The sequence below is a fragment of the Gimesia algae genome (genome assembly GCF_007746795.1).
Lineage (GTDB): Bacteria > Planctomycetota > Planctomycetia > Planctomycetales > Planctomycetaceae > Gimesia > Gimesia algae.
Window position 1 is genome coordinate 5,924,051 of record NZ_CP036343.1, and the last position, 25,464, is coordinate 5,949,514.

The following is a 25,464-nucleotide window of genomic DNA, read 5'->3' on the forward strand; positions in this document are numbered from 1 at the left end:
TGCTGTAGCGTCTCCAGGCCCATTTGGGTCGGGTATATTAGATTGACAGACGCTATGGTAAAATGTGAGGCGCTCCAGGTTTCAGAAAGTTGTCAGCATGCACTGTGGAAAGTTTCGACAGCAATATACGCGAAGAGAAATTCTCAAGCAGTGCGCGAACGGTTTCGGTGCAGCCGCGCTCACTGCCCTGCTGCAGGATCGCACCTTCGCCAGTGAAGCGACTGGAAAAACACACTTCCCACCTAAAGCAAAAAATGTAATCTTCCTGTATATGGATGGCGGCCCTTCGCAAGTCGACACCTTCGATCCCAAACCGATGCTGTCGAAATTTAATGGCAAAAGTCCCGGCGATTTTTTTAAAGTCGAAGCCACTCAGTTTGACAACGTCGGCAAAGTGCTGGAAAGTCCCTGGAAGTTCAAACCGTACGGTGAGAGTGGCATCCCGATCAGCGATCTCTTCCCTCACATTGGTACGTGCATTGATGACATGGCCGTCATTCGCTCTGTCGTCTCACAATTTCCCGAACATACATTTGCCAATTACTTCCTGCATACAGGCAGCGGCCTGCAGGGACGCCCCAGCATGGGGGCCTGGGTAAATTATGGACTCGGCAGTGAATGCCAGGACCTGCCCGGCTTTGTCGTGATCAATGGCGGTCTGATCCCTCCAGGGGGACTTGACTGCTTTAACAGTGGTTTTCTCCCCGCCAGCTATCAGGGCTCTGTCTTCAAACCGGGAGGCAGTGGCATTGCCAATGTGGAGCGACAGGAAAAATCCAGCCAAACCCAGATCCAGAAGCTTAAATTGATGCAGCAGCTGGATTTGCTCAAACAACAGCAGACCGGCGTCCATGATGAAATAGAATCCGCGATTTCGAATTATGAACTCGCTTATAAAATGCAGATGGCTATCCCCGACCTGATGACGTTTAACAGTGAAAGCAAAGCAACACTGGACCTGTATGGATTCAATTCCGAGTATGAGCCCACCCGTACTTATGGTGCGGAATGCCTGCTGGCGCGAAGACTGGTCGAACGCGGAGTCCGCTTCGTGGAACTGACGTGCCCGAATGTCAAAGGGGACCGTTGGGATCAGCACAGTAATCTGAAACGGGATCATGAAAATAATGCCCGCGCCGTCGATCAACCGATCGCCGGACTGCTGAAAGACCTGAAGCAGCGAGGACTGCTGGATTCAACACTGGTCATCTGGGGAGGCGAGTTCGGTAGAACTCCTTTCGCGCAAGGTAAGAACGGGCGGGATCATAATCCGTTCGGCTTTACCATGTGGATGGCCGGTGGTGGCGTCAAAGGGGGCATGACCTACGGAGCCACCGATGACTGGGGCTACAAAGTCGTCGAAAATCGTGTCGAAATTCATGACATTCATGCAACCATGCTGCACCTGCTGGGACTGGAACATACCAGATCTACGTTCCGTTTTGGAGGACGTGACATGCGACTGACTGACGTGCATGGTCATGTGATCCATGACGTCATCGCTTGAGCTGTCGACAATAAAATCGGTTGCCCATTATTGAGGAGGCGCTCACATGGTAAAACGCTGGCAAGTTCTCTGTTGTGTGTTCTCGATTTATGTGATCCTCTCTACAGGGCCGCTCCGCGCGGGAGACTGGCCCGCCTTTCGAGGACCACTGGGGAATGGCATCTCACAGGAAACCAAAGTCCCTCTCAAATGGGATGCGAAAGAAAATATTCTCTGGAAAGCACCGCTGCCTGCTTCCGGAAACAGCAGCCCCATCGTTTCGAACGGCAACGTCTTTGTCACCTGTGCTGAAAACGAGGGACGCAAACGCAGCCTGTACTGTTTCGACAGAACCAGCGGCAAGCAGCTCTGGGTTCGCACGGTGAACTATGACAAAGCGATGCAGACCCATAAGACCAATAACTATTGTGGTTCGACTCCTGCCGCTGACGGGAAGCGGGTTGTCGTCTGGCATTCTTCAGCCGGTTTATACTGTTATGACTTTGCAGGAAAAGAACTCTGGCATCGCAACCTGGGTGAATTTGAACATATCTGGGGCTACGGTGCTTCTCCTGTACTGCATGCAGGCAAGATTTTTCTGCATTGCGGACCGGGCAAACGGGTTTTCATGACCGCCCTTGATCTGGAAAGCGGAAAAACGCTCTGGGAAACCGATGAGCCGGTCGCCGGCGATGGTCAATTTAATGAGCAGCGGAAGTATATGGGATCCTGGAGTACTCCGGTCATCGCGAAAGTAAACGGCCGCGAACTGATCATCTGCAGTATGTCATTGCGCGTGAATGCCTATGATCCCGCATCCGGTAAAATTATCTGGAATTGTGCGGGGCTGCACGGAAAAAAAGGGGATCTCGCCTATACATCCCCCGTGCTGGCAAATGAGATTTGTGTGGCCATGGGGGGATTTAATGGTCCCGCGATCGGCTTCCGGATGCAAGGCAGCGGGGAGATTACAGGCTCTCAGCGATTATGGCAGAAAGAGCCAAATCCACAACGGATTTCAACCGGGATCTTTACGAAGGGGCATCTCTTCATGGCCAACGCCGGCCCGAATCTGTTTCAATGCCTGAATCCTGCTACAGGGGAAATCGTCTGGCAGGAGCGTTCCGGTGGAGCCGCCTGCTGGGGTTCCATGGTTTTAGCCAACGAGCATCTGTATGTCACGGACCAGAATGGAACGACTCACGTTTTCAAGCCGAGCACTGCCGGGCTGGAAAAAGTTGCTGAGAATCCGTTGAAGGAACGCAGCAATTCCACGCCCGCGTTTTCTGACGGGCAGGTTTTTATCAGAACGTTTCAGCATCTTTACTGCATCGGCCAGTAACCTGTTAAGAGACGGATTTATAGACAGACCATGCTGCAGCAGGTGGTTTGAACTCCGGGTTTACCAGAGTTCAATTTCCAGTTCGAGTTCGACACCGAACTTTTCTGCGACGGTATTCTGGGCCAGATTAATCAGATCGAGTACATTTTCGGTGGTCGCGTTCTCATCGTTAATAATGAAGTTAGCGTGTCGATCACTGATCTCTGCGCCACCAATCCGCGTCCCTTTCAAACCTGCCTGTTCAATCAATGCGCCAGCGTGCATGCCACGCGGATTCTTGAAGATGCAGCCGGCTGACTGGTGGGTCAAAGGCTGATTCGCCTTTTTCATGATCCAGTTCTTTTTCATCCGGTTCGTGACTTCTTCCGAATCATCGGCGGTCAGTTCGAACACCGCTTCAATAATCGCCAGTTCATTGATACTGCTCTCACGATAGCTGAAGCTCAGTTCATCAGCCGTCCGCACGAATTTTTCTCCTCGTGCGGTCAGAACCGTAACGGAAGTGGTAAACTGGCCTGTATCACCATTATGGCCACCAGCGTTGCCATGCAGTGCGCCGCCGACGGTTCCCGGAATTCCGACCAGGGACTCCAGGCCCGCCAGGCCAGCTTTGACCGTTTCTGAAACCAGATTTGAGAGTAAAGCCCCCGCGCCGGCAGTCACCGTTGTGCCTTCAATGCTGATTTTAGAAAAGTCGCCGGCATGGATGCGGATGACTGCTCCCTGCACGCCGGAATCTTTAATCAGGATATTTGAGGCACCGCCAAAGACGCGTACCGGAATTTCGTTCTCAACACAGCATTTAATCACAGCCTGCAGTTCGTCTGCATTCCGTGGTTCCAGAAAAAACTGTGCTGGCCCCCCTATTTTGAAATAGGAATACTTGGCCAGTGGTTCAGATAGTTTGAGAATCTCTTTGAAGTCTTCGATTGAACTCATGATGGATCCGATTTATTTCGCCCGCTCCCATAGTAATGATGATATCACCAGATTGAGCCTCAGTCTCTAAAGTTGAGAGCATCTGGTCAAGGGAACTGCTGAAACTGACCGAAGCATTATGCAGAAGAATTCGCCTAACCAGCTCTTTTGACGTGTCAACAGGCTCTTCATCGAGCTTTTCGCGGGCTGCATACACGGGCGCAATCAGAACGCGGTCGGCCAGCTGAAAGCTGCGGGCATAATAATCCATCAAAGCCTGTGTACGCGAAACCTGATGCGGTTCATACAGACACCAGATTCTGCGATCCGGATATTCCTGCCTCAACATCTTCAAAGTTGCCTGAATCGCTGTCGGATGATGGGCATAATCATCGAACAGCGTCATTCCTTTATAGGATCCCATCCGCTCATAGCGACGGTGAATCCCGGGAAATTCATAAATGCCATCCCGAATCTGTTCCGCATCGATCCCGGCGGTATGACAGAGAATGGCAGCAACCATCGCATTCGAAACGTTATGTTTTCCCTTTTTCTGTAGAGAAATCTCGGAAAAGTATTCCCCCTGGTGGAACAGTCGAAACCGTAAGCCGAACGCCGTCGATTTAATATCGGTAGCCCACCAGTCTGCCCCCCGCTCCAGTGAAAAAGTAGAGATTTTTGCTTTACAGGCTTCACGCAGTTTCTGTAACCCCATGCAGGTAGAGGGTAATACTAATGATCCCCCTTTGGGAATCCGTGCGACGAACTCGGCATAAGCGGTTGTCATGTCATCCTGATTTTTAAAATAATCAAAATGGTCCGGTTCGATATTTGTGATCGCTGCATAAAACGGGAATAAATTCAGAAAACTACGCTGATATTCACAACTCTCAGCGACAAACAATGAACCTGCGCCTGCCCAGCCATTCAGATTCTGGCTGCACAGTTCAGCACCAATCACCGCTGAAGGTGAAACACCGGCATTTTGCAGGACATACGCCGTTAACGCAGTGGTTGTGCTTTTCCCGTGCGTTCCCGCAATGCAGACTCCCTGCTTCTGACGCATTAGATGGCCCAGCATCTGTGCATAAGAAAACTGGGGAATTCCCATCCGTTGCGCAAATCGACGTTCCGGATTCGCCAGCCCGATCGCGGGGCTGTAAACAAGTGCACTCGTTCCTTCGGGAACAAACCGCTTGTCGTGCCCCAGATGCACCCGGTATCCGCCTGCTCGTAGTGCGGGTTCTGTAGCAAGAGAAGGGCTCAAGTCGGATCCTGTCACACGACAACCGGCACTTGCCAGATATTCCGCCAGGGCCTTCATTCCAGAACCGCAAATGCCAACCAGATGGGCCGAAGCAGGCAAGGCAGATGGCTCCAGTCGCAGTCCGTCTGTTGACTGACTTTGTTGATCAATGTTCGCTTTTGACAGGATCATAATCGCCTTAATGTATATCTGAAGTTCCCGATGATATTTCTCGCAGGGGTCTTCCCAGACAAGTGGCAGGTCTCGGCTGGATCGGTCCGAAATCCTACGTCTCTAACTATCGGGAATCAGCGCGTTCTGAATCCATTGGTTATGACTTTTGTTGCGACTGGATAAACATTATCGAATAGCAAGATCCTGTTGCATCAAGCCGGTCGGCTGGTGAAAATTGATAAGATAGGAAGACTTAATCCGATTTTTACCCGAATCAGTCTGAAATCATTGAGATCCTGCCAATTTTCGTAAGTTCTTATAATTCTTCTCCGGTTGCGATACAATGCATTATGCCTCGAAATGGAATCTGCCTGAAGATCAGTTTTCAGGCATCATTCCCACTCTAACTCGATTCGACAGAAATCTATTGTCAGGATAATCAGCATGCAAACCTCCGATTTTGATATGCAGACCGCCCATCGATTCTTCGCCGCTGATAGTTTCAATAAGACGTGGGAGTTTCTGGAAAAACAGGACCGGGCTCCTACAGAAAACCTGGAGATGATCTCCACCAGTCATGCTTCTTTGTGGCACTGGTCGCAATTTGAAGGACATACAGACGAAAATATTTCAATCGCCTACTGGTTGCTGTCCCGTGTCTACGCCGTCACGAATCAGCCCAGTAATGCATTCAGCTTTGCGATGCTCTGCCTCAAAATCACTCAAGACAAACATTTAAGCCCGTTCTGTCTGGCGTATGCCTATGAAGCACTGGCCCGTGCTGCATCCATATCCAATAAACCGGAAGAAATGTCAACTTACGTCGAACAGGCTAAAAAAATTGCAGAATCGGACCTGAAAGGCGATGAAAAACAGCAATTACTGGATGATCTGAATACAATATAGAAGTCGATTCGCTGCCGGTCTCTTCGATTCTGAGATTCTTTGCTTTCATATCACGATACATTTGCACAAATCTATGGATAAGCTGAAACAACTCCTGGAATCCTATTTCGAGATCCCCGTTGCGGGACCGGGCCAGGGTTCTGCCTGGAATTTACAGTGGAGTTCTCCCTGGCCTGGTTGGCTGCCAGACTGGGCTGTGCTCCTGCTGGGCAGCGGGATAGTTTTTCTATTGATCTATGCGTATCTGAAAGATACCGCTCATCTGAATTTAAAAAAGCGTATCGTCCTGATTGGGATGCGACTGACACTGTTTGCCATTGTCATTCTGTTCCTCACCCGGTTCACATTAACCATTCATAGAACCGGTTTGCCATTCGTTGCCGTCCTGATTGATGATTCTGCCAGTATGGGACTCGAAGATGACTACGCAGAATCCGCTTCCGCCAGCGTGAGCAAACCGTTCCAGCAAGAGAGTCGGGGGAAAAACCGACTGGAACTCGTCAAAGATCTCCTGCTGCAAAACGAAGCCCGGTTTTTGACGGAACTTCAGGATAAACACAAACTGCGACTTTATCATTTTTCCGAAGAATGCCTGCCCCTGGGTGCACAAGGCCTGATCGATCTCCAGGATTATCAGCGGACACAGGAACTCATAAAACAGCTGGAACCGGTGGGAAAAGAAACGCGTCCCTTTCATGCAGTACAAAAAGTTCTTAACGACTTTCGGGGGACTCCACCGACGGCCATCATTGTGCTTAGTGATGGTATATCCAGCACCGGTGACCTGGACCTCCTGTCAAGAGCGGGCGCACTTGCAAAATCCAAACTGGTTCCCATCTTTCCCGTTGGAGTCGGCAGCGAACAACCAGTCAAAGACCTGCAGTTGTATGACCTGCTGGTTGATGATGTCGCTTTTATCAACGACCCGATCACGGTGTCTGCCAAGGTCAAATTCTTCGGCATTCAGTCCGGTAACATGACTGTCAGTCTCAAAGAAGCGCGCACGGGTAGCCCGCTGGCGTCACGGCAGTTCCCGATCAATACCCAGAAAGATTCTCAGAAAATTGAACTGACCTTCACACCCACGAGACCCGGGTTACTCGAATATGTCATCCAGGTAGAACCTGTGAAAGGTGAAGTCAATCTCAAGAATAATCAGCAGACCGGTCAGCTATCTGTACTCGACCAGAAAATCCGTGTCCTGCTGGTCGATTCCGTTCCCCGTTATGAATACCGCTATCTCAAGCATCTGCTGGAACGGGATAAAACAATCGAACTTCGCAGTATACTGCAGGAATCGGATCTGGAATATTCATCAGAGGATGCCACCGCCCTCGATTATTTTCCCGTCAAAAAAGAAGACCTGTACCAATATGATGTCGTCATTGTGGGCGATGCCGATCCTGCCTACTTCAGCCAGGCAGTATTTGAGAACCTGGATCAGTTCGTTCGGGAAAAAGGGGGAGGACTGATCATGGTTGCCGGACCTCGTTTTTCTCCACACGCCTATACAAACACCAGTCTGGAAGAACTGCTTCCAGTCGAGATTTCCAAAAACAGGCAACCAACAGAATACAAACCGGTAATCGAAGGGTTTCAGCCCGAATTGACCACAGAAGGACAGTTCAGCACATCCATCTTTCGGTTTGCAGACAATGCCGAAGAAAGTCAGGCGATCTGGAATAACCTGCCGGAACTTTACTGGTTTTATCCAGCAGATGAGATCAAACCGGGCGCCTCCGTGTTTGCAGTGCATCCCACACAAAAAGGAAAAAATGGTCAGAGAATCCCCATCATCTCGACCCAGCGTGTCGGCGCCGGCAAAGTGATCTTTAATGCTACGGATGACCTGTGGAGGTGGCGGGACCTGGTGGGTGACCTGTACTATTCCCGATTCTGGGTTCAAACGATTCGCTATCTGAGCCGATCCAAACTCTTAAACCAGGAACAGGCTGTGGAACTGGCTCTGGACCGTAAAACTTATCAGCAAGGCGATACCGTACAGTTTCGTGTCAAATTTCTCGATGAGCAGTTAATCCCCTCTGATTCAAAAAAAGTGACGGTCATGCTCGAACGCCAGGGAGAGGCTTCGCGGCCCCTGCAGTTAACGCCTCTGGAAAAATCACCTGTAATTTTTGAGGGCAGCGTGTCAAATATCCAGGAAGGCGCCTACCACACCTGGGTCTCTCAACCCATTCTTCAGGGAAACCCGCCGTCGGTAGATTTTCGTGTCGAAATTTCTCAACGTGAACTGGTCAACCGGGATATGAATCAGAGTGATATGAAAAAAACGGCCCGGGAATCGCGTGGAAAATATTTCCCCATCTTTGCTGCCGAGCAGCTGCCTCAGTCCATACCGGCGGGTCATCCTGTTCCCCTGGAAAATGAAGAACCGATTCCTCTCTGGAACCGCTGGGAATTCCTGATTCTGTTTACTTTACTGATCTCAGCAGAATGGCTGTTAAGAAAACGTTTTCGCTTAGTATAATAAACCATCGTCATTTTTTTGCGTCCCGATGTTCTCCTGAAACCTTGATCATGCAACATTCCATACGCACACAACTGGAACAACTGCATCACAAAATCCGCCAGCTCATCTGGCTGAATGGTTTGTGCTGGGGACTGACGCTTTTTCTTGGACTGGCGGCATTAATCATCAGCCTGGACTGGATGCTGGATATTTCAGATCCCGCCAGCAGACTTTTACTCGGCCTCGCAGCAGGTTCAACAGTGATCTGGATCCTCTGGAAACATCTCATCGTCCCGTTAAAAACTCCGCTGACCGATTTAGACCTCGCACTGAAGATCGAACGTCGCTACCCAATCCTGCGGGACAGTTTTTCCAGCAGCATTCAGTTTGATCACCAGTCAAACACACAGTTTGCCGGCTCTACACAAATGCGTCAGGCTGTGATTGAAGATGCTTTCCAACGGGCCTCTCAGATTAATTTTCTGGAACTGATTGATACACACCCCCTCAGAAAGATTATGTTTTCGGCAACATTCCTCTGTCTCTTAACGGCTTTCTTAACCCTGCTGCATCCACAGGAAGTGATTCTGGGGCTCCATCGTCTGATACTCCCGTTCTCTGCACCGGATTGGCCACAAAGGGTTGAATTGCAGATTCTGGACGAAGACCTGGTCCCCATCGAAACCGGGCCTAATAATCCTTATCAGGTAGTCGAAGGACAGACCTTTCAGTTTTTCGTTGAAAACCGCAATGGGACACCTCCCGAAGATCTCCGTATCGAATATCAGACCCGTCAGAAACAACAGGCTGCAGGTAAAATCTATTCTGACCCCCTGCGAATTGTGTCGGTTCCCGATGCTTCGGGAGTTGCGCACGAACTGGGTACAGGGTCTTTAGTAGTTTCCAATAAACTACTCAAACTGCGCGCTGTTGGCGGTGATGATAAACATATGCCCTGGCTCAATATCGTCTCAGTCCCTCCCACCATGATTCAGCTGGAGCAGGTCAGACTCAGACCACCTGCTTACACTCAACTCTCCGAAGAAATACTTCCTGCCGGCATAGGCAACTTCAAAGTGCTGGTTGGCACACGTGTGGAGTTCAAAGCCAGTTCTAACAAACTATTGAAAACAGTAGCGCTACGAATCAAAAACAGCGAACCAGTCCCGCTTAAATTACAGCCGGATCGAAAACATTTTGCAGGCTCATTTGTTGTGAATGCGCCGGGAACTTATTCCTACTGGTTTGAAGCGGAAAATGATCAGGGCTTTAAGCCTCCCGCACCGGAACATTATGAAATCACAGCGACCAGCGATGGTGTTCCGGAAGTCTTTCTGGAAGTCCCCGATACCGATCTGCAGGTGACGCCCGCTGCTCAAATCCCCCTCATGGTCGTAGTCCATGATGACCTGGGGATTGAAAGTGTCCTCATCCGTTATCAGAAATCTTCCAGCCAGGAGTCACTCTCACGCGCATTGCGTACTGACCGCGAAAATTTTTCATTCCCCCTGCCATTCAGCTCAGAGTCTTCAGCAAACCAGCGGGAAAGCCAGTTGAAAGATCTGACACTGACAGACAACTGGAAACTCGCCGCACTGGCGCTCAAGGAAGGTGATCGGATTATTTTTCGAGCCGAAGCCCGTGATCTATTTCAGGACAGTACCTCAGCAAACTCGCAGGAAGGTCAACCTGTCGACTCCCATACAGGAACCAGTATTTCGCGTGTTTTGACGATTGTCAGCCCTCAGTTTAAAGCCAATGAACTGGCAAACCGCCAGGCAAACCTGCTGGAGGAGCTCGCTCGTATCCTGAAGGACCAGCGTCTGCTGCACACTGAAATCAAAGACGTCCAGCATCAGCTGCAACGGGTAGGCCAGGCACGTACCGAAGAAATCGATACGATTAAACAGGTGGAAATGGATCAGAAGCGAATTGCCTCTCAACTCCACAGCCCCCGTACAGGCCTGGAGCAACGCTCCAGTGAACTACTGCAGGAACTGGAATGGAACCGCATTGAAGACCCGGCCATGCAGCAGCGGCTCGCTGAACTCAACACGGAGCTTTCCCAGTTGAATCAGCAGGTTTTTCCTGAGATTCAGGAACAGATCACACAAGCTCGAAAAAAGATGCTGGCCAAAGTGGATGCCCGCGCTTCCCAGGATCCGGGTATCACATCGGAAAACAAAGAAACAAAGTCCGCTGATGCTGAAGAAAATAAGAGAACAGGAGCAGAGACGTCACCGCTGGAATCACTCACCGTCGCCGGGAAAGGGCAGCAACATGTGATCGAAAGACTGGATAATGTTTTAAAATCACTGGCGCAGTGGCAGAAAACAAGGGATCTGGTTTCCGAGCTGGATGAACAGATTGAGCAACAGCGAGACATTCAGAACCAGACCGAAAAGCTGGCCAGAAAAACCATCACCAAAGCATTTGGCAAACTGAAACTGCAGGAACAGGCAGACCTGGAAAAGCTGGCTCATCGCCAGGAACAACAGGCGGATCACTTCAAGGCGTTCCGCAACCTGCTTGACTCACTGAACGACCAGGATCAGGATATTTCAAATTCCGAACAGCAGCGAAATCAGGAAGGGATCGACTTCCTGCGGAAAAATTCTATTTCCGAAGTCATGAAGCAGACAGCCGACAAATTAAAACAAAATCAGGTAGGACAGGCTTTACAGGAACAGCAGCAACTTCAGGAGTCGATGCAGAAATTAAAAAACATCTTTGAAAATCAACCAGCCAGTTCGACTGGAGAGGTGCTAGACGAACTGATAAAAAGAGAGCAGGAATTAAACCTGATCAAACAGAAACAGGAGGACATATTACAAAAGCTGAAAAAAAGCGGGAATGCACTTAACAATAAAGAACAGCAGGCAGAACTGCTGAAGCTGAGAAAACAGGAACAGGAATTGAAACAGCAGATGCAACAGCTGCAACAGAAACTGCAGCGGCTCAGCCTCAATAAAGCGGCAGATTCGCTGCAGCGAAGTGGTCGGCGATCATCTCAGATCAATGAGGCATTACAGCAGGGTAAGACAGCAGAAGCGCAAGAGCAGCTCCAGGAATCACTTGATGATCTGGAGCAGGCCCAACGGGAACTGGCTGCCCGTCGCAACGAGATGGAGGAATCTCTTGCCTTTGAAGAATTTATCAAGCTGGAATCTGAAATCAAAGGACTGGTTGAACGGCAGAAGGCTGTCATTGAGGAAACCACGCGGCTGGAACAGGAACGCCTTTCACGTGGTCGCTGGTCACGGGGACAGTTAAAATCTCTCAAACTGCTACAGCAGACTGAACAGGACCTGCAACTCAAGTCAGAAAAAGTAGCAGAAAAACTCGCAAAAGCACCCGTTTTCAAACTGGCGATAGAAAAAGCAATCGATCACTTGAAAACGGCAGTCGACCGGCTGGACCAGAGGCTGACGGACGAACTGACACTTGACGCTGAACAGAATGCTGAATCCAGATTCAAAACTCTGTTGCAGGCGCTGAATGAAAAAACGGATCCAGAACAGACGGAAGAGCAGTCAGGCGCGAATCAGCAGATGAGGCCCTCCGATCAGATTCCCATCATTGCACAACTTCGTTTACTCAAGCTCCTGCAGCAGGATATTCTTGATCGGACGACCGCATTCAATGATGCGTTGACACCACAGAAAAATATAACGGCAAAACAGCTTGAATTAAGAAAACAACTTTCAAAAGAACAGGCTGATCTGGCAGAACTCTCACAGGAAATATTAGAACTATTTAATCAACTCCTGCCTGACGACCCGGAACAGAAACTTGAGATCCAATAATGCAGACGAGAAATAGAAAAACAACACGTTTCGTATTACTGCTGGCTATTAGTACGACCATCACTTTCTTTGACTCTGTACCGCCAGTGATAGCAGATGAAAATACCGAAACAAAAGAGCCCAGCAAGACGCAGGCAAAAAAAACAGAACCGGACGAACCTGCCGACAAAGACCAGTCGAACAAACAGATCGAAAAACTTAAAAAGTGGGCTCAAAAAAACCAATTACCCATTGAACCAATTATTAAAGAGATGGAACGCGCCGGGAAACTGATTGAAAATCAGGATACGGGTAAAGAGGTGCAACAGGTTCAGCAACAGGTCGTGAAAGACCTGGAAAAACTGATTCGCCTGGTCGAGCAGGCCCCTAAAACTTCGATGCGTCTGCAAAACCAGAATAACCCGCAGAACCAGGAACAACAGCAAAAGCGACAAGACCGTGAAGGGATGCAGAAGCAGAAAAACGAAAGTCAGCTCTCTCAGGGACCTGCACGGCAGTCGACCGATCGACAGAATGAAGGCCAGGCAACCACAGGCAATCTGAATGACAAACACAATTATGCAAAAGATGCCTGGGGACATCTGCCACCCGCGATGAGGCAGCAGCTATTGAACATCTACACCGAGAATTTTCTGCCCCAGTACGAAGATCAGGTGCGGCGTTACTATGAAGCCCTGGCAGAAAAGAAAAAACGTACTCCCTGACCGTTTCGGGAAAGTCAGAGAAGTACGTTGAGAGAGAGCATATTTGCTATTTGAAATATTTAACCGTGATCAGGGAGCAACAACGTTAAATGTGTCGCTGCGATAAATTGTGGTATCGTAGCTGTTTCCGCTATACAGACGCACGTAATTCCAGCGACGGGCTCCCCGTAATGCAAATCCGGGAGTGGTAGCCAGTTCGGGTGTGCGGTACGCAGAACGGCTTTCAGGACGCGGATAACGTGCAGCGACTTCAGGTGGCATATCATGGCTGTAGTAGGAACGGCTAAACGCCCAGTTCTCTGCTTCTGCACGCTGATTACCACTGCTGATGCTTAAAGCGGCTGTTACGATTCCAAGCATCACTAATCGTGTAGTAGACTTTCCGATTTTTGCAGATTTTTGGAATTTCATAAGACTCACCTCTTCAGAATTTGTTCAACACGTTGAATTTTTGCAACATGCTGATACTGTTTTGAAACGAATGTTGATTTGGATCAACATTCACTCTTCAATTCAGGGGACGAAGAAGTAAGACGCAGATAGTATGCCAGTCGCGAACCATTTCGATCAATCGAGCGGAATACCTGCTTTTTTATAAAGCTCTTCTTTTTTCTTATTATCCTGGAGCACCAGGATTGTTCCGGACTCAGCATCATACCCGTACATTTTGTATGGCGGAAGCTGAGCGAATTCGATGCGATTCTCTTTCATCATCTGCATATATTCCTCATAAGTGGGGAACCGGTCGTTCAGCGCTTTATGAGTTTTGATCGCCTGCTGCATTCCCAAAGTACTGACCTTGGATGCCATAGAGACATAAGCACTGCCTGCCTGAGTGAAGGGGTCGACTCCTTTGATTTTGCCATCCACAACTTCAATAGCCGGGTTTTCCATTGCCTGTTTTGCATCCACCACAACAGCAGTTGTCTTGTGAATAATACTTTTCTTATTGTCATTCGCATTGCCTGCCTGTTCGTCGGCAGCTGCATTTTCTGCTACCGGTTCTTGAGGCGCTTTGTTTTGCGGTTTTTCCTCGATTGTTTCACCCTGTTGACGGGCAATTTCATTAGGATCCTTACATCCATTTCCTGCCAGCATGACCAGCATGACTGCCGACAGCAGGCTCGTTCGCTCAAATATGCTTCGGGTCTTGTCTTTCATCGCTCACACTCGTCCATTTTTGTTCTAAGATCAGATTTCGAAAACGACATAATCCGAACTGAAAGAGTACCATAACCTGGTGAGAGTTTCATCTCGAGCGCATCACATTTAACCATAGCGTCTCGCAATCTATTATACTCGGTCCAAATAGTCCTGGAGTCGCTGTAGAAAAACTGGACACAGTCTCAATCCTGAAGATTCCATCATAGGAAACAACACGACTCCCCACATGGAAAACCCTATGATTCCCGGATTCCAGAGATGAATTCTCGATTTTCGCAATTTTGTATGGTAAATCTCAACGCTTTGAGAACAAGTTTCAATAGGCAATCAGAATTATTTACTTGAAAGAATACTAATCGTATGTATTGTGAATGACATAAGAATTGGCGAAGATTCCCGTTCCAAGGCAAAGTTTGCTTCAATTTAATTTTAATGATCAGCTGATTTCATTATGATTAAACAATTGCAGATTGCCAGAATTTCTTCTGAACGGAGTTCCCGACTTTTATGTCGACTTCCACATCGTCTTTACATTCAGATACCCGGGGGGTGTTTACATCTTTACTGAGTAAAGATCGTTTACGAATTTTCGGTTATATCCGAACACTCGTCCCCAATAATTCAGACGCGGAAGATGTTTATCAGCATGTCTGTTTAACACTTTGGAACAAGTTTGATGAATTCGATCAGGAACGGGATTTTTTCTCCTGGGCCTGTGGAGTCGCTTTTTTTACTGTATGCAATTATCGAAGAAGCATTGGAAGGGATCGACATTTTTTCAATCAGGAACTCATTGAAACAATGTCGCATGAACGGGAAGAACATTTAAACAACCACGACATTCGACTCGATTTTCTTCAGGACTGTCTGGAGAATTTGAGTACCTCAGACCAGCAGTTACTCAAAAATGCCGTATTTGAAAATCAATCGGTGAAAGACATCGCCAGGACTGCTGGAAAAACGATCCAAACTCTTTATAACCGCCTCTCACTACTCAGACGTGAACTGGCGGCTTGTATATCTCGTAAGCTACAAAGTGAGCGTCAGGCATAATGTCGGTACAGGACATCCCACCGAAATTCGAAAAACTGTTGAACCGGCTTCTGGATAGTCCGGAGGGAGAATTTTCAGCTTTAGAGTTCGAAGAATTTCAAACGATTCTGGAGAGCTGCCCGGAGGCGATGCTCCAGTATTTTGAATACATCGATATCAATACCGGTATCAAATCCGATTGTAGCGAACGGCTCAAATCTCTCGAACAGATTGTCACTCGCGAAACTCCTGATACGATTGATAGCCCTCCTCCCGTCACTCAGATCAGCAGGCAGAGTCCGCGACGCGCTTCTGCGATTCACTACGCGCTGGTGGCTGCCGCATCCATCATGTTATTTCTGTTCCTGGAATGGAGTATTACCGGCGGCGGCTTCTGGAATCGGCCCCAGATAGTGAATATCGAACCACAGGTCACAGACCTGCCTTACTTCGCCACACTCACGCGTGCTACCGATTGTGTCTGGGGTGGAGACTCTCCCCCCAAATTTTCCGGACAGAGACTGTTATCACAGGACCTCTTCCTGGAAGAAGGCTATGCAGAATTTCGCTTTGACACCGGAGTTCGCCTTGTGATTGAGGGCCCGACAATAATCAAGATAAATTCTGCCTGCTGTGCGACCGTTTCATCCGGGAAGGTGGTACTGCATGGCTATGAAGCGGCTCCGGAATTTGCATTAGTCACTCCAGAACTCACGTTCCACGATATTGGAACGGAATACGGCGCCAAAATCGACGCCGACGGTGAAGTCGATCTGCATGTGTTCGAAGGATCCGTACGCGTTGATCCCAACCAGGATAATAAACTGTTCGCTGAATCCGTCATCATTACCGAAGGTCAGGCGAAGCACCTCAAAGAGGACCGGATCGACGATATTCAGATCAAACCCGAAGATTTTAAACGGGAAGTCCCTACCAACCCCAAAAATCTTCAGGCGATTCGCGAGGAAACCAGGGCATACGACAGCTTTCATCCCGTCGTCATCAGTGACCCGGCAAGCTTTTCAGACTGGAGAAACGCCGGGATTGGCTGGAAGAACCCCTGGCGAAACAAGGTCAATGGTGGCGATCCCGCGCGGGGTGACAGCCAGCCTCTCAAATCACTGACTGGCTCCGAACTGGCTCAAGACCAATTGGGCCTCGTCGAACTGAGAAAAGGAAATACGGCCTGGCGCACCTTGGAAAGACCAGTCCGCCTGAATAAAGATGCCATCTACTATTTGAGTTTCTATATCCAGAAACAGAATTCAGGGAATGGCGCAGAAAAGCAATACGGCAACCTCTCCCTGCAAACTTCGAACCCGGAAAAATATCAGAGCAGAATTTTACTTGGTATCACTTCACACAATTACTCTACCCTGCAGGCCGGAATGGAAGTCATCGAAAACGCTCCGCCTTTACAGACCGGGAAAACCTATTTCTTTGTCGCGAAGATTGTCGCCAGCGAAAACGCTTCGGATCAGGTCTTCATGCGTGCCTTCGCACCAGAAGAAACGATCCCCAGCCATGAGCCCCCCGTCTGGACTTGTGCTACGGGCCCCTTCAGAGATTCCTTTGTGTATGATCAGGTCAGACTGCACGCCGCCCGTAATGCCGAATTTCTGTTTGACGAACTACGCATTGGCACAACATGGGATTCAGTAATCAATACGCAGTCCCCAGAAATGGCTCCCTGAGATTCAGCCTGACCCAGATTAACCTCGTATTTTTGCTGAACGTACCCCGGGAAGTTTGCCACACGCCCCAAGGTGAATCCCCATTCCCAAAGACACGGCATTAACCTCATATATCGCGATTTCACGATAAATTCATATTTCTGTGTTTTTTAATAGTAGAAAACGAGACTTGAATGACAATCACTCTACAGCAGGCGACCCTTGAATGTAAGCAGGCTTAATTCACCTGAGTAGTCAGGTATTTTATTCAACTAGTCCCTGAACGGTGGGGCTTGAGTTATTTGCTCAAGCCCCATTTTTATTGTTCCTGAGCTTCTGAAACAAGCCCCTGAAACTGCATCCGGATCATCACGCGGGCATGCTCAAGATCTCGATTGCGGATCGCTGCCGCCAGCTCTGAATGCTCCCAGATAATTCGCGCTTTCTGGCCTGAACTGGATTGACCGGTCTCAGAGATGTTTCGAAAATACTTCGCCAGAATCTGCTGCATCCCTGCTACATACATGGAATTTGTCATTTCCAGTACCAGAGAATGAAACGCCAGATCTAGTTCGATTTCCTTCTCCCAATCTTCTCGCTCAAGATATTGCTCCATCTCAACAACGATCTGATCCAGTCGATCCAGTTGATCCACAGTCGCATACTTGACCGCCAGCTCAATGGCACCAATTTCCAACACATAACGCAACATTCCCAACTCACGCTGCTCCTGCTGAGAAACAGCCAACAAGGGAATGCTGTCTGAGAGTAGCTGCATCAAGTCAGGACACTGCACGACCAGCCCTTTACGCTGCCTGACATCCAGAATCCCCAAGGCCCGTAAACGGCTGACCGCCTCTCTCACAATGGGCCTGGAAACCTGGTACTCCTCAGCCAGCTGCCCCTCAGTCATGAAAACATGGCCTTCAGGTAGCTGTTCCTTCATAATCCTCCGACGGATTTTCTCCGCTAAAACTGTCGCCATCGAATTTTGTAGTGGTTCAGCCATATTGCACTTATTATCATACATTTAAGTTATCCCTGTCAATTTCCAAAAGAGTGAATTCACAGCAAATAAACCGTATTAAAAGACTTTACCCAGCATTACCCAATAATTCCCCTATCACACTTGCGGACTTTATTATCATACAATAACGTAATATCCTGAAGTATTCACACTCCTCAATACAGAAACAGGAATGACTCGATGAGAGCCAGCCGTATCAAACACAAGCTCAGCCAGGACGAACCGGTACTGATTACTCAGTTACATCTGCTGGATCCCTCACTCTTCGAACTCACCAGCCTGATGGGCTTCGATGGCATCTGGATGGACATGGAGCACCATACTTATAGCCTGGAGACAGCCACACAACTCATGCGGGCAGCCCGCGTCGGCTCCTCCGATATTCTTGCCCGACCTGCTAATGGAGAATTCATGAGAATCGGTCGCATGCTCGAAGCGGGGGCGCAAGGCATCATGTATCCTCGCTGCAGTAATGCTGCTGAAGCAGCGGAAGTCGTGAAGTGGTCCAAGTTCGCCCCTCTGGGGAAACGAGGTTTCGACGGGTCCGGTGCGGACATGCCTTACTGCACCATGCCTGTCTCTGATTATGTAAACCAGGCCAACGAACACACTTTTATCACCATTCAACTCGAAGAACAGTCCGCCGTCGATCAGGCGGAAGAAATCGCTGCAGTCCCAGGCGTCGATGCCCTGATGCTGGGTCCTGCTGACTTCTCGATTCTTGAAGGTTTTCCCGGGCAGTTCAATCATCCACAAATGCAAGCTGCGATCGAGACGATTGCCACTGCCGCTGCCAATCAGGGTAAACACTGGGGCATGCCTACGTTTAATCTGGAACACGCCCAGGAATTGCTGCAGCGGGGCGCAAGAATGCTGTATCACATGGCTGATATCATCTTCGTCAAAAACGGCCTCGAACAGATGCAGCAGCAATTCAGCCAGATCGGTTTGACATTCGATAATCAGCTGACAGATTCAGCCACACACTACACGCAGGGAAAGAAATCATGACTGAGTTTTTACCCGATGATCAGGAACTGTTTGCCAGCCAGCTCAAAGACTTTGTCCCCCCCGACAGTTTTGATGCCCATGCCCACCTGTATCGGCCACAGGATGCCATTACCAGTCTGCCATCCGCCGCCGAAAACGAACAGGGCTTTTCAGGCTGGAATGAATTCTGTAAGAACCTGGAACTCTGGATGGGCCCCCTCCGCCCTTCTGCGGGACTGTTTTTTGCCATCCCCAAGCCAACCCTGGATCGCAAACCCGCCAATCAGTTCATTCTGAGTGAACTGGCAGATCAGCCCGGCTGTCGTGCACTCCTGCTTGTCACGCCTGAAGATTCACCGGAGGAAGTAGAAGCACAAATCCTCGCTGGCAAATACAGCGGCTTCAAAGTCTACCATGTCTACGCCAATCGAAAAGATACCCTGCAGGCAGAGCCTCAGGAATACATTCCGGAATGGGTCTGGGAACTCTCCCACCGATACAGCCTGGCCATTATGCTGCACATGGTCCGAGCGCGGGCCATCGCAGACCCCATCAATCAGACCTATATCCGCGAGCACTGTCTGCAGTACCCAGATGCGAAACTCATTCTCGCACATGCGGCCCGGGGTTTCTGTGGAAACCACACCACGGAAGGCATTGCATCCCTCCGCGGTCTGGACAACGTCTTCTTCGACACTTCTGCCGTCTGCGAGTCACAGCCTTTTGAAGCCATCTTGCGCGAATTTGGTACCAGTCGCCTGCTGTTCGGAACCGATTTTTCTGTCAGCGAAATTTATGGTCGCTGTGTGAGCATCGGCGACGGTTTCCTCTGGCTGGGCGAACAGAATGTGGAATGGGAATCGTCCACCTTCGCTAAGCCAGTTCGTGTGGGACTGGAATCACTGCTGGCAATCAAACAGGCCTGCCATACACTACGCCTGAATGATGCGGACGTCGAACGCATCTTCTGCCACAACGCCCGTGCCATGCTGGGAATTGAAACAAACTCAACCGCTAATATCACTCAGGACACCTATAAACGGGCCAAACAGTTAATTCCCGGTGGTACCCAGCTACTGAGCAAGCGGCCTGAAATGTTCGCCCCTGACTGCTGGCCCGCCTACTACCGGGAAGCGAATGGCTGTGAAGTCATCGACCTCGATGGAAAAGTTTATCACGACCTGTCCACTTCGGGCATCGGCTCCTGCCTGCTGGGCTACCGTGATCCTGATGTGACCGACGCTGTGGTTCGTCGCGTTCAACTTGGCTCCATGAGTTCTCTGAATTCACCCGAAGAAGTTGAACTTGCCGAACTGTTAACCACCCTGCACCCCTGGTCCGACCAGGCTCGCTTCTGCCGGACCGGCGGAGAATCGATGGCCATCGCCGTCCGCATCGCCCGCGCGAAAACAGGTCGCGACGAAATTGCCTTGTGCGGTTATCATGGCTGGAGCGACTGGTACCTGGCAACAAACCTGCCTCGGAAATCAACAGAGCCCGGAACGTCCCTCGACAAGCATCTTTTGCCCGGTCTGGATCCGGCCGGTGTCCCCGCTGGCTTGTCCGAAACCACACATCCCTTCACCTACAATGACATCGACGGCCTGAGACATATTATCAGAGAACGAGGATCAAAACTGGCAGCGATCGTGATGGAGCCAACGCGTTACATTCACCCTGACCCCGGCTTTCTGGAAGCAGTCCGCGAACTCTGTGATGAATGCGGCGCGGTCTTGGTGATTGATGAAATCACAACGGGCTGGCGTCTCGCTCTGGGCGGCGCTCATCTGCACTATGGAATTGAACCGGACATCGCTGTCTTTGCAAAAGCATTGGGGAACGGGCATCCGGTGGCGGCTATCATCGGCAGACGTTCCGTGATGGATGCAGCCGAAACTTCATTCATCTCCAGTACCTACTGGACCGAAGGCGTGGGCTCCACGGCTGCCCTGGCCACCATTCGGAAAATGCAGACGGTCAATGTCCGCGAACACATCCATCAGATTGGTGAAGCCTTCCGCACAGGCTGGCTGGAACTGGGCCAACAGCATGGAATACCAGTGAAAGCCGTCGGTCATGCCGTCCTGCTGCATCATCAGTTCGACCACCCCCAGGCTGCCGAACTGGGCACACTCTTCACCATTCGTATGCTGGAAAAAGGCTTCCTGACCGGGAGTGGCTTCTATCCCACGCTCGCCCACCAGCCACGTCATATCCGGAATTACTTCGCTGCTGCCGACTCGGTTTTTGCCGAACTCACATCGGCTCTCTCGTCTGGCGATCTTTCCAGCCGTCTTAAAACACCAGTCAGGCACTCCGGCTTCGCCCGACTGACTCCCAGCCCGAAGACATAAATAGTGATGAAACGTTAAGAGCCTGATGACCCCGTATTCACCACGGGCTGTGTATGCCGGTCACTGCATAAGACAACCAGCAGGTTGGAAACCAGTGCTGCGCGTCGATCTTCATTCAATTCCACAATCTTTCCCTCGGACAGGTGTTTCAACGCCATATCCACCATGCCGACAGCGCCTTCTACAATTTTGGTCCGGGCAGCAACGACGGCCTGCGCCTGCTGTCGCTGCAACATTGCGGCGGCAATTTCCTGTGCATAAGCCAGATGACTGATACGAGATTCAATGACTTCCACACCCGCTTTTTCCAGACGCTCCTGAATATCGACCTTCAGTTGATCACAGATATCCTGGGTATTGCCTCTTAGAGAAAGTTCATGATCCTCACTGTCATAAGGATGGCGGCTGGCCAGATTCCGCAACGCCGCTTCGCTCTGCACCGAAACAAAATCCTCGTAATCATCCACTTCAAACATCGCCTCTGCAGTATTCACCACACGCCAGACCACGACCGCTGAAATATCGATCGGATTCCCATCCCGATCATTGACCTTGGATGGCCGCCCCCCTGACCGTATTTTGTGCTGGATGATATTCCCTGCCTGATCCTTCTGCTCCGGCGTAGAAACTGAGCCGGTTTCAAAATTCCGGATCCTTAAGGAAATCTTCTTCTTGGAAAAAAACGGATTGACCCAGAAGAAACCAGACTGCATTACCGAGCCTTTGTATTCTCCAAACAGCAACAACACGCGCGCCTGATTAGGGGCAATCGCCATGCAGCCAAACAGCCCGACCAGACAGGCAGGACCAGCAAGGACGCCCAGCAAGACCAGCGGGACACTCTCTTGAACGGCCCCAAAAACAAACAGGAGCCCTGCTGTCAGCATTCCTACCAGGCAGACGGTCAGCGGAAACCAACCCGGCATCGGATGATAAACACGTTCTTCAGTCATTTTCACTCTCCCGGTTGAGGATGCCTCGATTCAGTGATATATCCAGTGAAACGAACTCTGATCAGATGCGGATTAAACTATTAATAATTTCATCGCTTCTGGCAATTTAAAACAGAAACCCACCGTCACCAGTCAGATTACCGGAATTTCTGCCTCCCGAAGTACCTGAAAACAGGAACATTCACCAGGGAGAGACGGTCGGATCGGTAAAGCCAAATCTACTTCGACTTTTTCAGTTGATCCAGAGAAATGAAATTAGCAGGTTCACCGGAAGAGGAAGGGCAACCAGAGCAGGCCCCCCCGGCGCATCCCGAACGCTGTTTGAAGAAACGAAGACAGCGTCGTACCAGAAACAGAACTGCAGCAGCAATGCAGAGCACTGTCATTACCATTTGCCAGTTGATCTGATTCATCGTGACACCCCTTTTCTATCAGAACGCATTTCCAACCCCGAAACACATCGAAATCAGATTAACAACATGCCGACCTGGTAAGAAACCAGGGCTCCCAGATAGGCCAGTGTCGTCATGTAAGTAAATGAAACCACCGGCCAGAACCAGCTGTTGGTTTCCCGCCGCATCACCATTAATGTAGCAGCACATTGGGCACACAAGGCGAAAAAGACCATGATCGAAATTGCCACAGGAATATTAAATACCTTCCGACCGTCCGGCCAGGTGGCAGCGCGAATGGATCCAATCAGCCCCTCGTCATCTTCTCCCACATCGCCTCCCAGGCTGTAGATCGTACCCAACGTGGAAATGATCACTTCCCGGGCAGGGAACGATGCAATCACTCCCACTCCTATCTTCCAGTCCCAGCCTAATGGCTTCACAACGGGTTCAATCAGGTGACCTGCCTGGCCGAGATAACTGTTTTCGATCAGTTGGCTGCTGACATGATTTTGCCGTTCATACAGCAGCGACTGAGTCGCCTCAAGATTATTCAGCTGGACTTCCAGGTTTTCTACATTTTCCAGAGTATCTTCTTTCGCTGCTGTCAGTTGTGCTTCTGCTTTCTCCACAGAAGCATCTACTGTTTCGATCTGCTCCTGCAACGTGAACTGCTCGCTGTGATCGCCGGGAAAATAACCGGCTGCCCAGACCAGAATCGACGTTGCAAAAATCAGGGTGCCTGCCTTCACGACAAATGACTTACCCCGACTATAGACGCGATAGATCACATTCCGCGGTGATGGCCATTTATACCCGGGCAGTTCCATCACAAACGGTGCCACATCCCCCTTAAAGCAGACGCGTTTCAGAAACCAGGCGACAGGAATGGCGACGACTGCGCCAATGGTTGACATGGCAAACAGCACGATTCCAGGCAGAGTCACCACTGTCACGCTGCCGATTGAGAAGTACACAATATTAGGAATGAATGCGGCGATGAACAGTACATACACGGGCCAGCGTGCAGAGCAACTCATCAGTGGCGCCACCAGAATTGTCGTCAGGCGTTCGTGACGATTTTCGATCACGCGTGTCGCCATGATCCCCGGAACTGCGCATGCATAGGATGACATCAGGGGGATAAACGATTTCCCGCTCAGCCCCAGACTGCGCATCAGCCGATCCATGATAAACGCAGCCCGTGCCATGTAACCGCTGTCTTCCAGTACGGCGATAAAGAAATAGAGAATCACAATCTGTGGCAGGAAGATCAGAACCCCTCCCACCCCGGCAATAACACCATCCACCAGCAGACTCCGCAGGGGACCGGGGGCAATCATCGATTCGACCACTCCTGCAGCCGCCCCTCCCCCATCATCGATGAGATCCATCGCAGGACCAGCCCAGGTGAACACAGACTGAAACACAAAAAACATCAGAAGAAAAAAGAACAGAAAACCAAACGCAGGATGTGTCAGCCAGCGATCGATTTTGTCTGAGGTCGTTTCCTGTTGAACCTCCGGTTGCTGAAGCACTCCCTTTAATAGCTCACGTGTCCAGCCGTAACGCACACGGGCTTCTGTCGCAGGCACCGCACACCCGGATTCCTTCAGGCGTGCACGCGCTTCATGCAGCTGATCAATCAACCCATGATGAGAATGGTGCTCAAAATAAGATTCGACGTATCCACCCACATCCAGTAACAGCCGGTCGATCAGAAAATCAGGAGGACTCTCATCCTGATCAGAAGCCAGTTTTTCCCGCAGCTTTGAACGCTCTGCATAAAATGCATCCGGAAATAACTGCTGAACTTCATGCCGGCTACCGGGATCAATATTTAAAATCGCCGACTTGAGTTCCTGAATTCCTTTGCCGCGATGGGCTTCTGTGCAAACAACAGGTTGCCCCAGTTTTTCTGACAGCGCCTTGGCGTCTATCTCAATACCACGGGACCGTGCCATGTCACACATATTCAATACCAGGACCACAGGTGTGGACAGATCAAGTACCTGGCTGAACAGATACAGGTTCCGTTCCAGGTTCGAGGCATCGGCTATGCAGATAATCGCATCGGGCCGCGGGACCCCTTTCTGCCTGCCCAGCAGCACATCCACTGCCAGCATCTCATCGATCGAGCGGGGCGCCAGACTATAAGTCCCCGGCAGATCAACCAGATCGATCTGCCGCCCGTCCCAGTTCACACTGCCCACTTTTTTTTCGACAGTCACTCCGGGAAAATTACCGATATGGGCATGCCCCCCCGAGAGCAGATTGAACAGTGTGCTCTTTCCCGTATTCGGATTCCCGATAATGGCAATCGTCATCTTCTGTTGTTGCACAGTTTGTTGTTTTGGGACAATGGAAGAGTTGGTCATGGAATTTAAAATCTGAAAGCGCAGCTTTCATCAGGAAGGACAGGCAGAACCCTCTGATTCAGAGGGGGGTTGTTTTATACAATCTCGACTTCAACGCACTTGGCCTCGTTTAAACGCAGGGATAACCGGTAACCTCGCACTGCATACTCCAGCGGGTCACCCAGTGGTGCTTTTCCCAGCAACTGAATCTGCTCTCCATCGATGAGTCCCATTTCCATCAGGCGAATGGAAATGGCGTCTTCACCTTTGATCCGTGTGATTCGTGCAATTTGACCTTTAATAAGTTGATTCAATGTCATCACTGTTTGGAAACTCAACACAAAAGAAGCCGGAGGGAGGAGGTCACCTTGTGAACTTTCAGTAGAGAGTACTCCAATATAAGGAAATTGAGACTCAGTTTCAACTAAGATCTTAACTTTATCAAAGGCTGAAATAGATGTAACCCATTG

The 25,464-nt window shown here is 50.0% G+C and carries 19 protein-coding genes; 10 read left to right on the top strand and 9 right to left on the bottom strand.

The genetic code is table 11. From position 1 onward, the window contains the following. The first annotated feature begins 97 nt into the window (after window positions 1–97). The gene (locus Pan161_RS22055; RefSeq protein WP_145230903.1) at window positions 98–1,507 is read left to right on the top strand and encodes a DUF1501 domain-containing protein; all 1,410 of its coding nucleotides are present in this window, start codon (window positions 98–100) and stop codon (window positions 1,505–1,507) included. Between the two features lie 46 nt (window positions 1,508–1,553). After that, complete coding sequence (locus Pan161_RS22060) at window positions 1,554–2,828, top strand: PQQ-like beta-propeller repeat protein (protein WP_145230905.1); 1,275 nt, start codon at window positions 1,554–1,556, stop codon at window positions 2,826–2,828. A 60-nt stretch (window positions 2,829–2,888) separates the two neighbouring features. Here the strand turns inward: Pan161_RS22060 and murB are convergent, their stop codons facing one another. After that, complete coding sequence (gene murB, locus Pan161_RS22065; protein ID WP_145230907.1) at window positions 2,889–3,767, bottom strand: UDP-N-acetylmuramate dehydrogenase; 879 nt, start codon at window positions 3,765–3,767, stop codon at window positions 2,889–2,891. Next, window positions 3,724–5,184: a UDP-N-acetylmuramate--L-alanine ligase gene (murC, locus tag Pan161_RS22070; protein ID WP_145230909.1), complete on the bottom strand. Its 1,461-nt coding sequence runs from the start codon at window positions 5,182–5,184 to the stop codon at window positions 3,724–3,726. Before murC ends, murB begins: the two co-directional genes overlap by 44 nt. 426 nt (window positions 5,185–5,610) lie before the next feature. Here murC and Pan161_RS22075 point away from each other — a divergent pair, with 426 nt between their 5' ends. The 4 genes from Pan161_RS22075 (at window position 5,611) to Pan161_RS22090 (ending at window position 13,052) form a co-directional block, all read left to right on the top strand. Beyond that, on the top strand, window positions 5,611–6,072 hold the full coding sequence (locus tag Pan161_RS22075; protein WP_145230911.1) for a hypothetical protein: 462 nt from the start codon (window positions 5,611–5,613) through the stop codon (window positions 6,070–6,072). 73 nt (window positions 6,073–6,145) lie between these two features. Continuing rightward, window positions 6,146–8,560, top strand: coding sequence for a VWA domain-containing protein (locus Pan161_RS22080; protein WP_145230913.1), 2,415 nt, complete (start codon window positions 6,146–6,148; stop codon window positions 8,558–8,560). A gap of 50 nt (window positions 8,561–8,610) precedes the next feature. Then, the gene (locus tag Pan161_RS22085; protein WP_145230915.1) at window positions 8,611–12,348 is read left to right on the top strand and encodes a coiled-coil domain-containing protein; all 3,738 of its coding nucleotides are present in this window, start codon (window positions 8,611–8,613) and stop codon (window positions 12,346–12,348) included. Then, window positions 12,348–13,052, top strand: coding sequence for a hypothetical protein (locus Pan161_RS22090; protein WP_145230918.1), 705 nt, complete (start codon window positions 12,348–12,350; stop codon window positions 13,050–13,052). Before Pan161_RS22085 ends, Pan161_RS22090 begins: the two co-directional genes overlap by 1 nt. 69 nt (window positions 13,053–13,121) lie before the next feature. On the opposite strand, the gene Pan161_RS22095 is transcribed toward Pan161_RS22090, so the two are convergent. Together Pan161_RS22095 and Pan161_RS22100 are read right to left on the bottom strand one after the other, a co-directional pair. Next, complete coding sequence (locus Pan161_RS22095; RefSeq protein WP_145230920.1) at window positions 13,122–13,463, bottom strand: hypothetical protein; 342 nt, start codon at window positions 13,461–13,463, stop codon at window positions 13,122–13,124. Between the two features lie 156 nt (window positions 13,464–13,619). Beyond that, window positions 13,620–14,213: a hypothetical protein gene (locus Pan161_RS22100; RefSeq protein ID WP_145230922.1), complete on the bottom strand. Its 594-nt coding sequence runs from the start codon at window positions 14,211–14,213 to the stop codon at window positions 13,620–13,622. 552 nt (window positions 14,214–14,765) lie between these two features. Here Pan161_RS22100 and Pan161_RS22105 point away from each other — a divergent pair. Continuing rightward, window positions 14,766–15,269, top strand: coding sequence for a sigma-70 family RNA polymerase sigma factor (locus Pan161_RS22105; protein ID WP_145230923.1), 504 nt, complete (start codon window positions 14,766–14,768; stop codon window positions 15,267–15,269). Then, window positions 15,269–16,942 (top strand): anti-sigma factor, encoded by a 1,674-nt coding sequence (locus Pan161_RS22110; RefSeq protein WP_145230924.1) that lies wholly within the window; start codon window positions 15,269–15,271, stop codon window positions 16,940–16,942. Before Pan161_RS22105 ends, Pan161_RS22110 begins: the two co-directional genes overlap by 1 nt. A 298-nt stretch (window positions 16,943–17,240) precedes the next feature. Here Pan161_RS22110 and Pan161_RS22115 read toward each other — a convergent pair whose 3' ends face one another. Beyond that, window positions 17,241–17,951, bottom strand: coding sequence for a FadR/GntR family transcriptional regulator (locus tag Pan161_RS22115; RefSeq protein ID WP_145230925.1), 711 nt, complete (start codon window positions 17,949–17,951; stop codon window positions 17,241–17,243). A 177-nt stretch (window positions 17,952–18,128) separates the two neighbouring features. Here Pan161_RS22115 and Pan161_RS22120 point away from each other — a divergent pair, with 177 nt between their 5' ends. Both Pan161_RS22120 and Pan161_RS22125 read left to right on the top strand, forming a co-directional pair. Then, window positions 18,129–18,959, top strand: coding sequence for an HpcH/HpaI aldolase family protein (locus Pan161_RS22120; RefSeq protein ID WP_145230926.1), 831 nt, complete (start codon window positions 18,129–18,131; stop codon window positions 18,957–18,959). Next, a complete protein-coding gene (locus Pan161_RS22125) occupies window positions 18,956–21,292 on the top strand; it encodes an aminotransferase class III-fold pyridoxal phosphate-dependent enzyme (protein ID WP_145230927.1) in 2,337 nt (778 codons plus the stop codon). Before Pan161_RS22120 ends, Pan161_RS22125 begins: the two co-directional genes overlap by 4 nt. 14 nt (window positions 21,293–21,306) lie before the next feature. Here Pan161_RS22125 and Pan161_RS22130 read toward each other — a convergent pair whose 3' ends face one another. The 4 genes from Pan161_RS22130 to Pan161_RS22145 all read right to left on the bottom strand — a co-directional run bounded on the left by Pan161_RS22130 (window position 21,307) and on the right by Pan161_RS22145 (window position 25,314). Continuing rightward, window positions 21,307–22,245, bottom strand: coding sequence for an SPFH domain-containing protein (locus tag Pan161_RS22130; protein WP_145230928.1), 939 nt, complete (start codon window positions 22,243–22,245; stop codon window positions 21,307–21,309). A gap of 218 nt (window positions 22,246–22,463) precedes the next feature. Then, complete coding sequence (locus Pan161_RS22135) at window positions 22,464–22,658, bottom strand: hypothetical protein (RefSeq protein ID WP_145230930.1); 195 nt, start codon at window positions 22,656–22,658, stop codon at window positions 22,464–22,466. 53 nt (window positions 22,659–22,711) lie between these two features. Further along, the gene (feoB, locus tag Pan161_RS22140; RefSeq protein WP_145230932.1) at window positions 22,712–25,015 is read right to left on the bottom strand and encodes a ferrous iron transport protein B; all 2,304 of its coding nucleotides are present in this window, start codon (window positions 25,013–25,015) and stop codon (window positions 22,712–22,714) included. 74 nt (window positions 25,016–25,089) lie between these two features. Continuing rightward, window positions 25,090–25,314, bottom strand: a complete 225-nt coding sequence (locus Pan161_RS22145) for a FeoA family protein (protein ID WP_145230934.1) — start codon at window positions 25,312–25,314, stop codon at window positions 25,090–25,092. Between the last annotated feature and the right edge of the window lie 150 nt (window positions 25,315–25,464).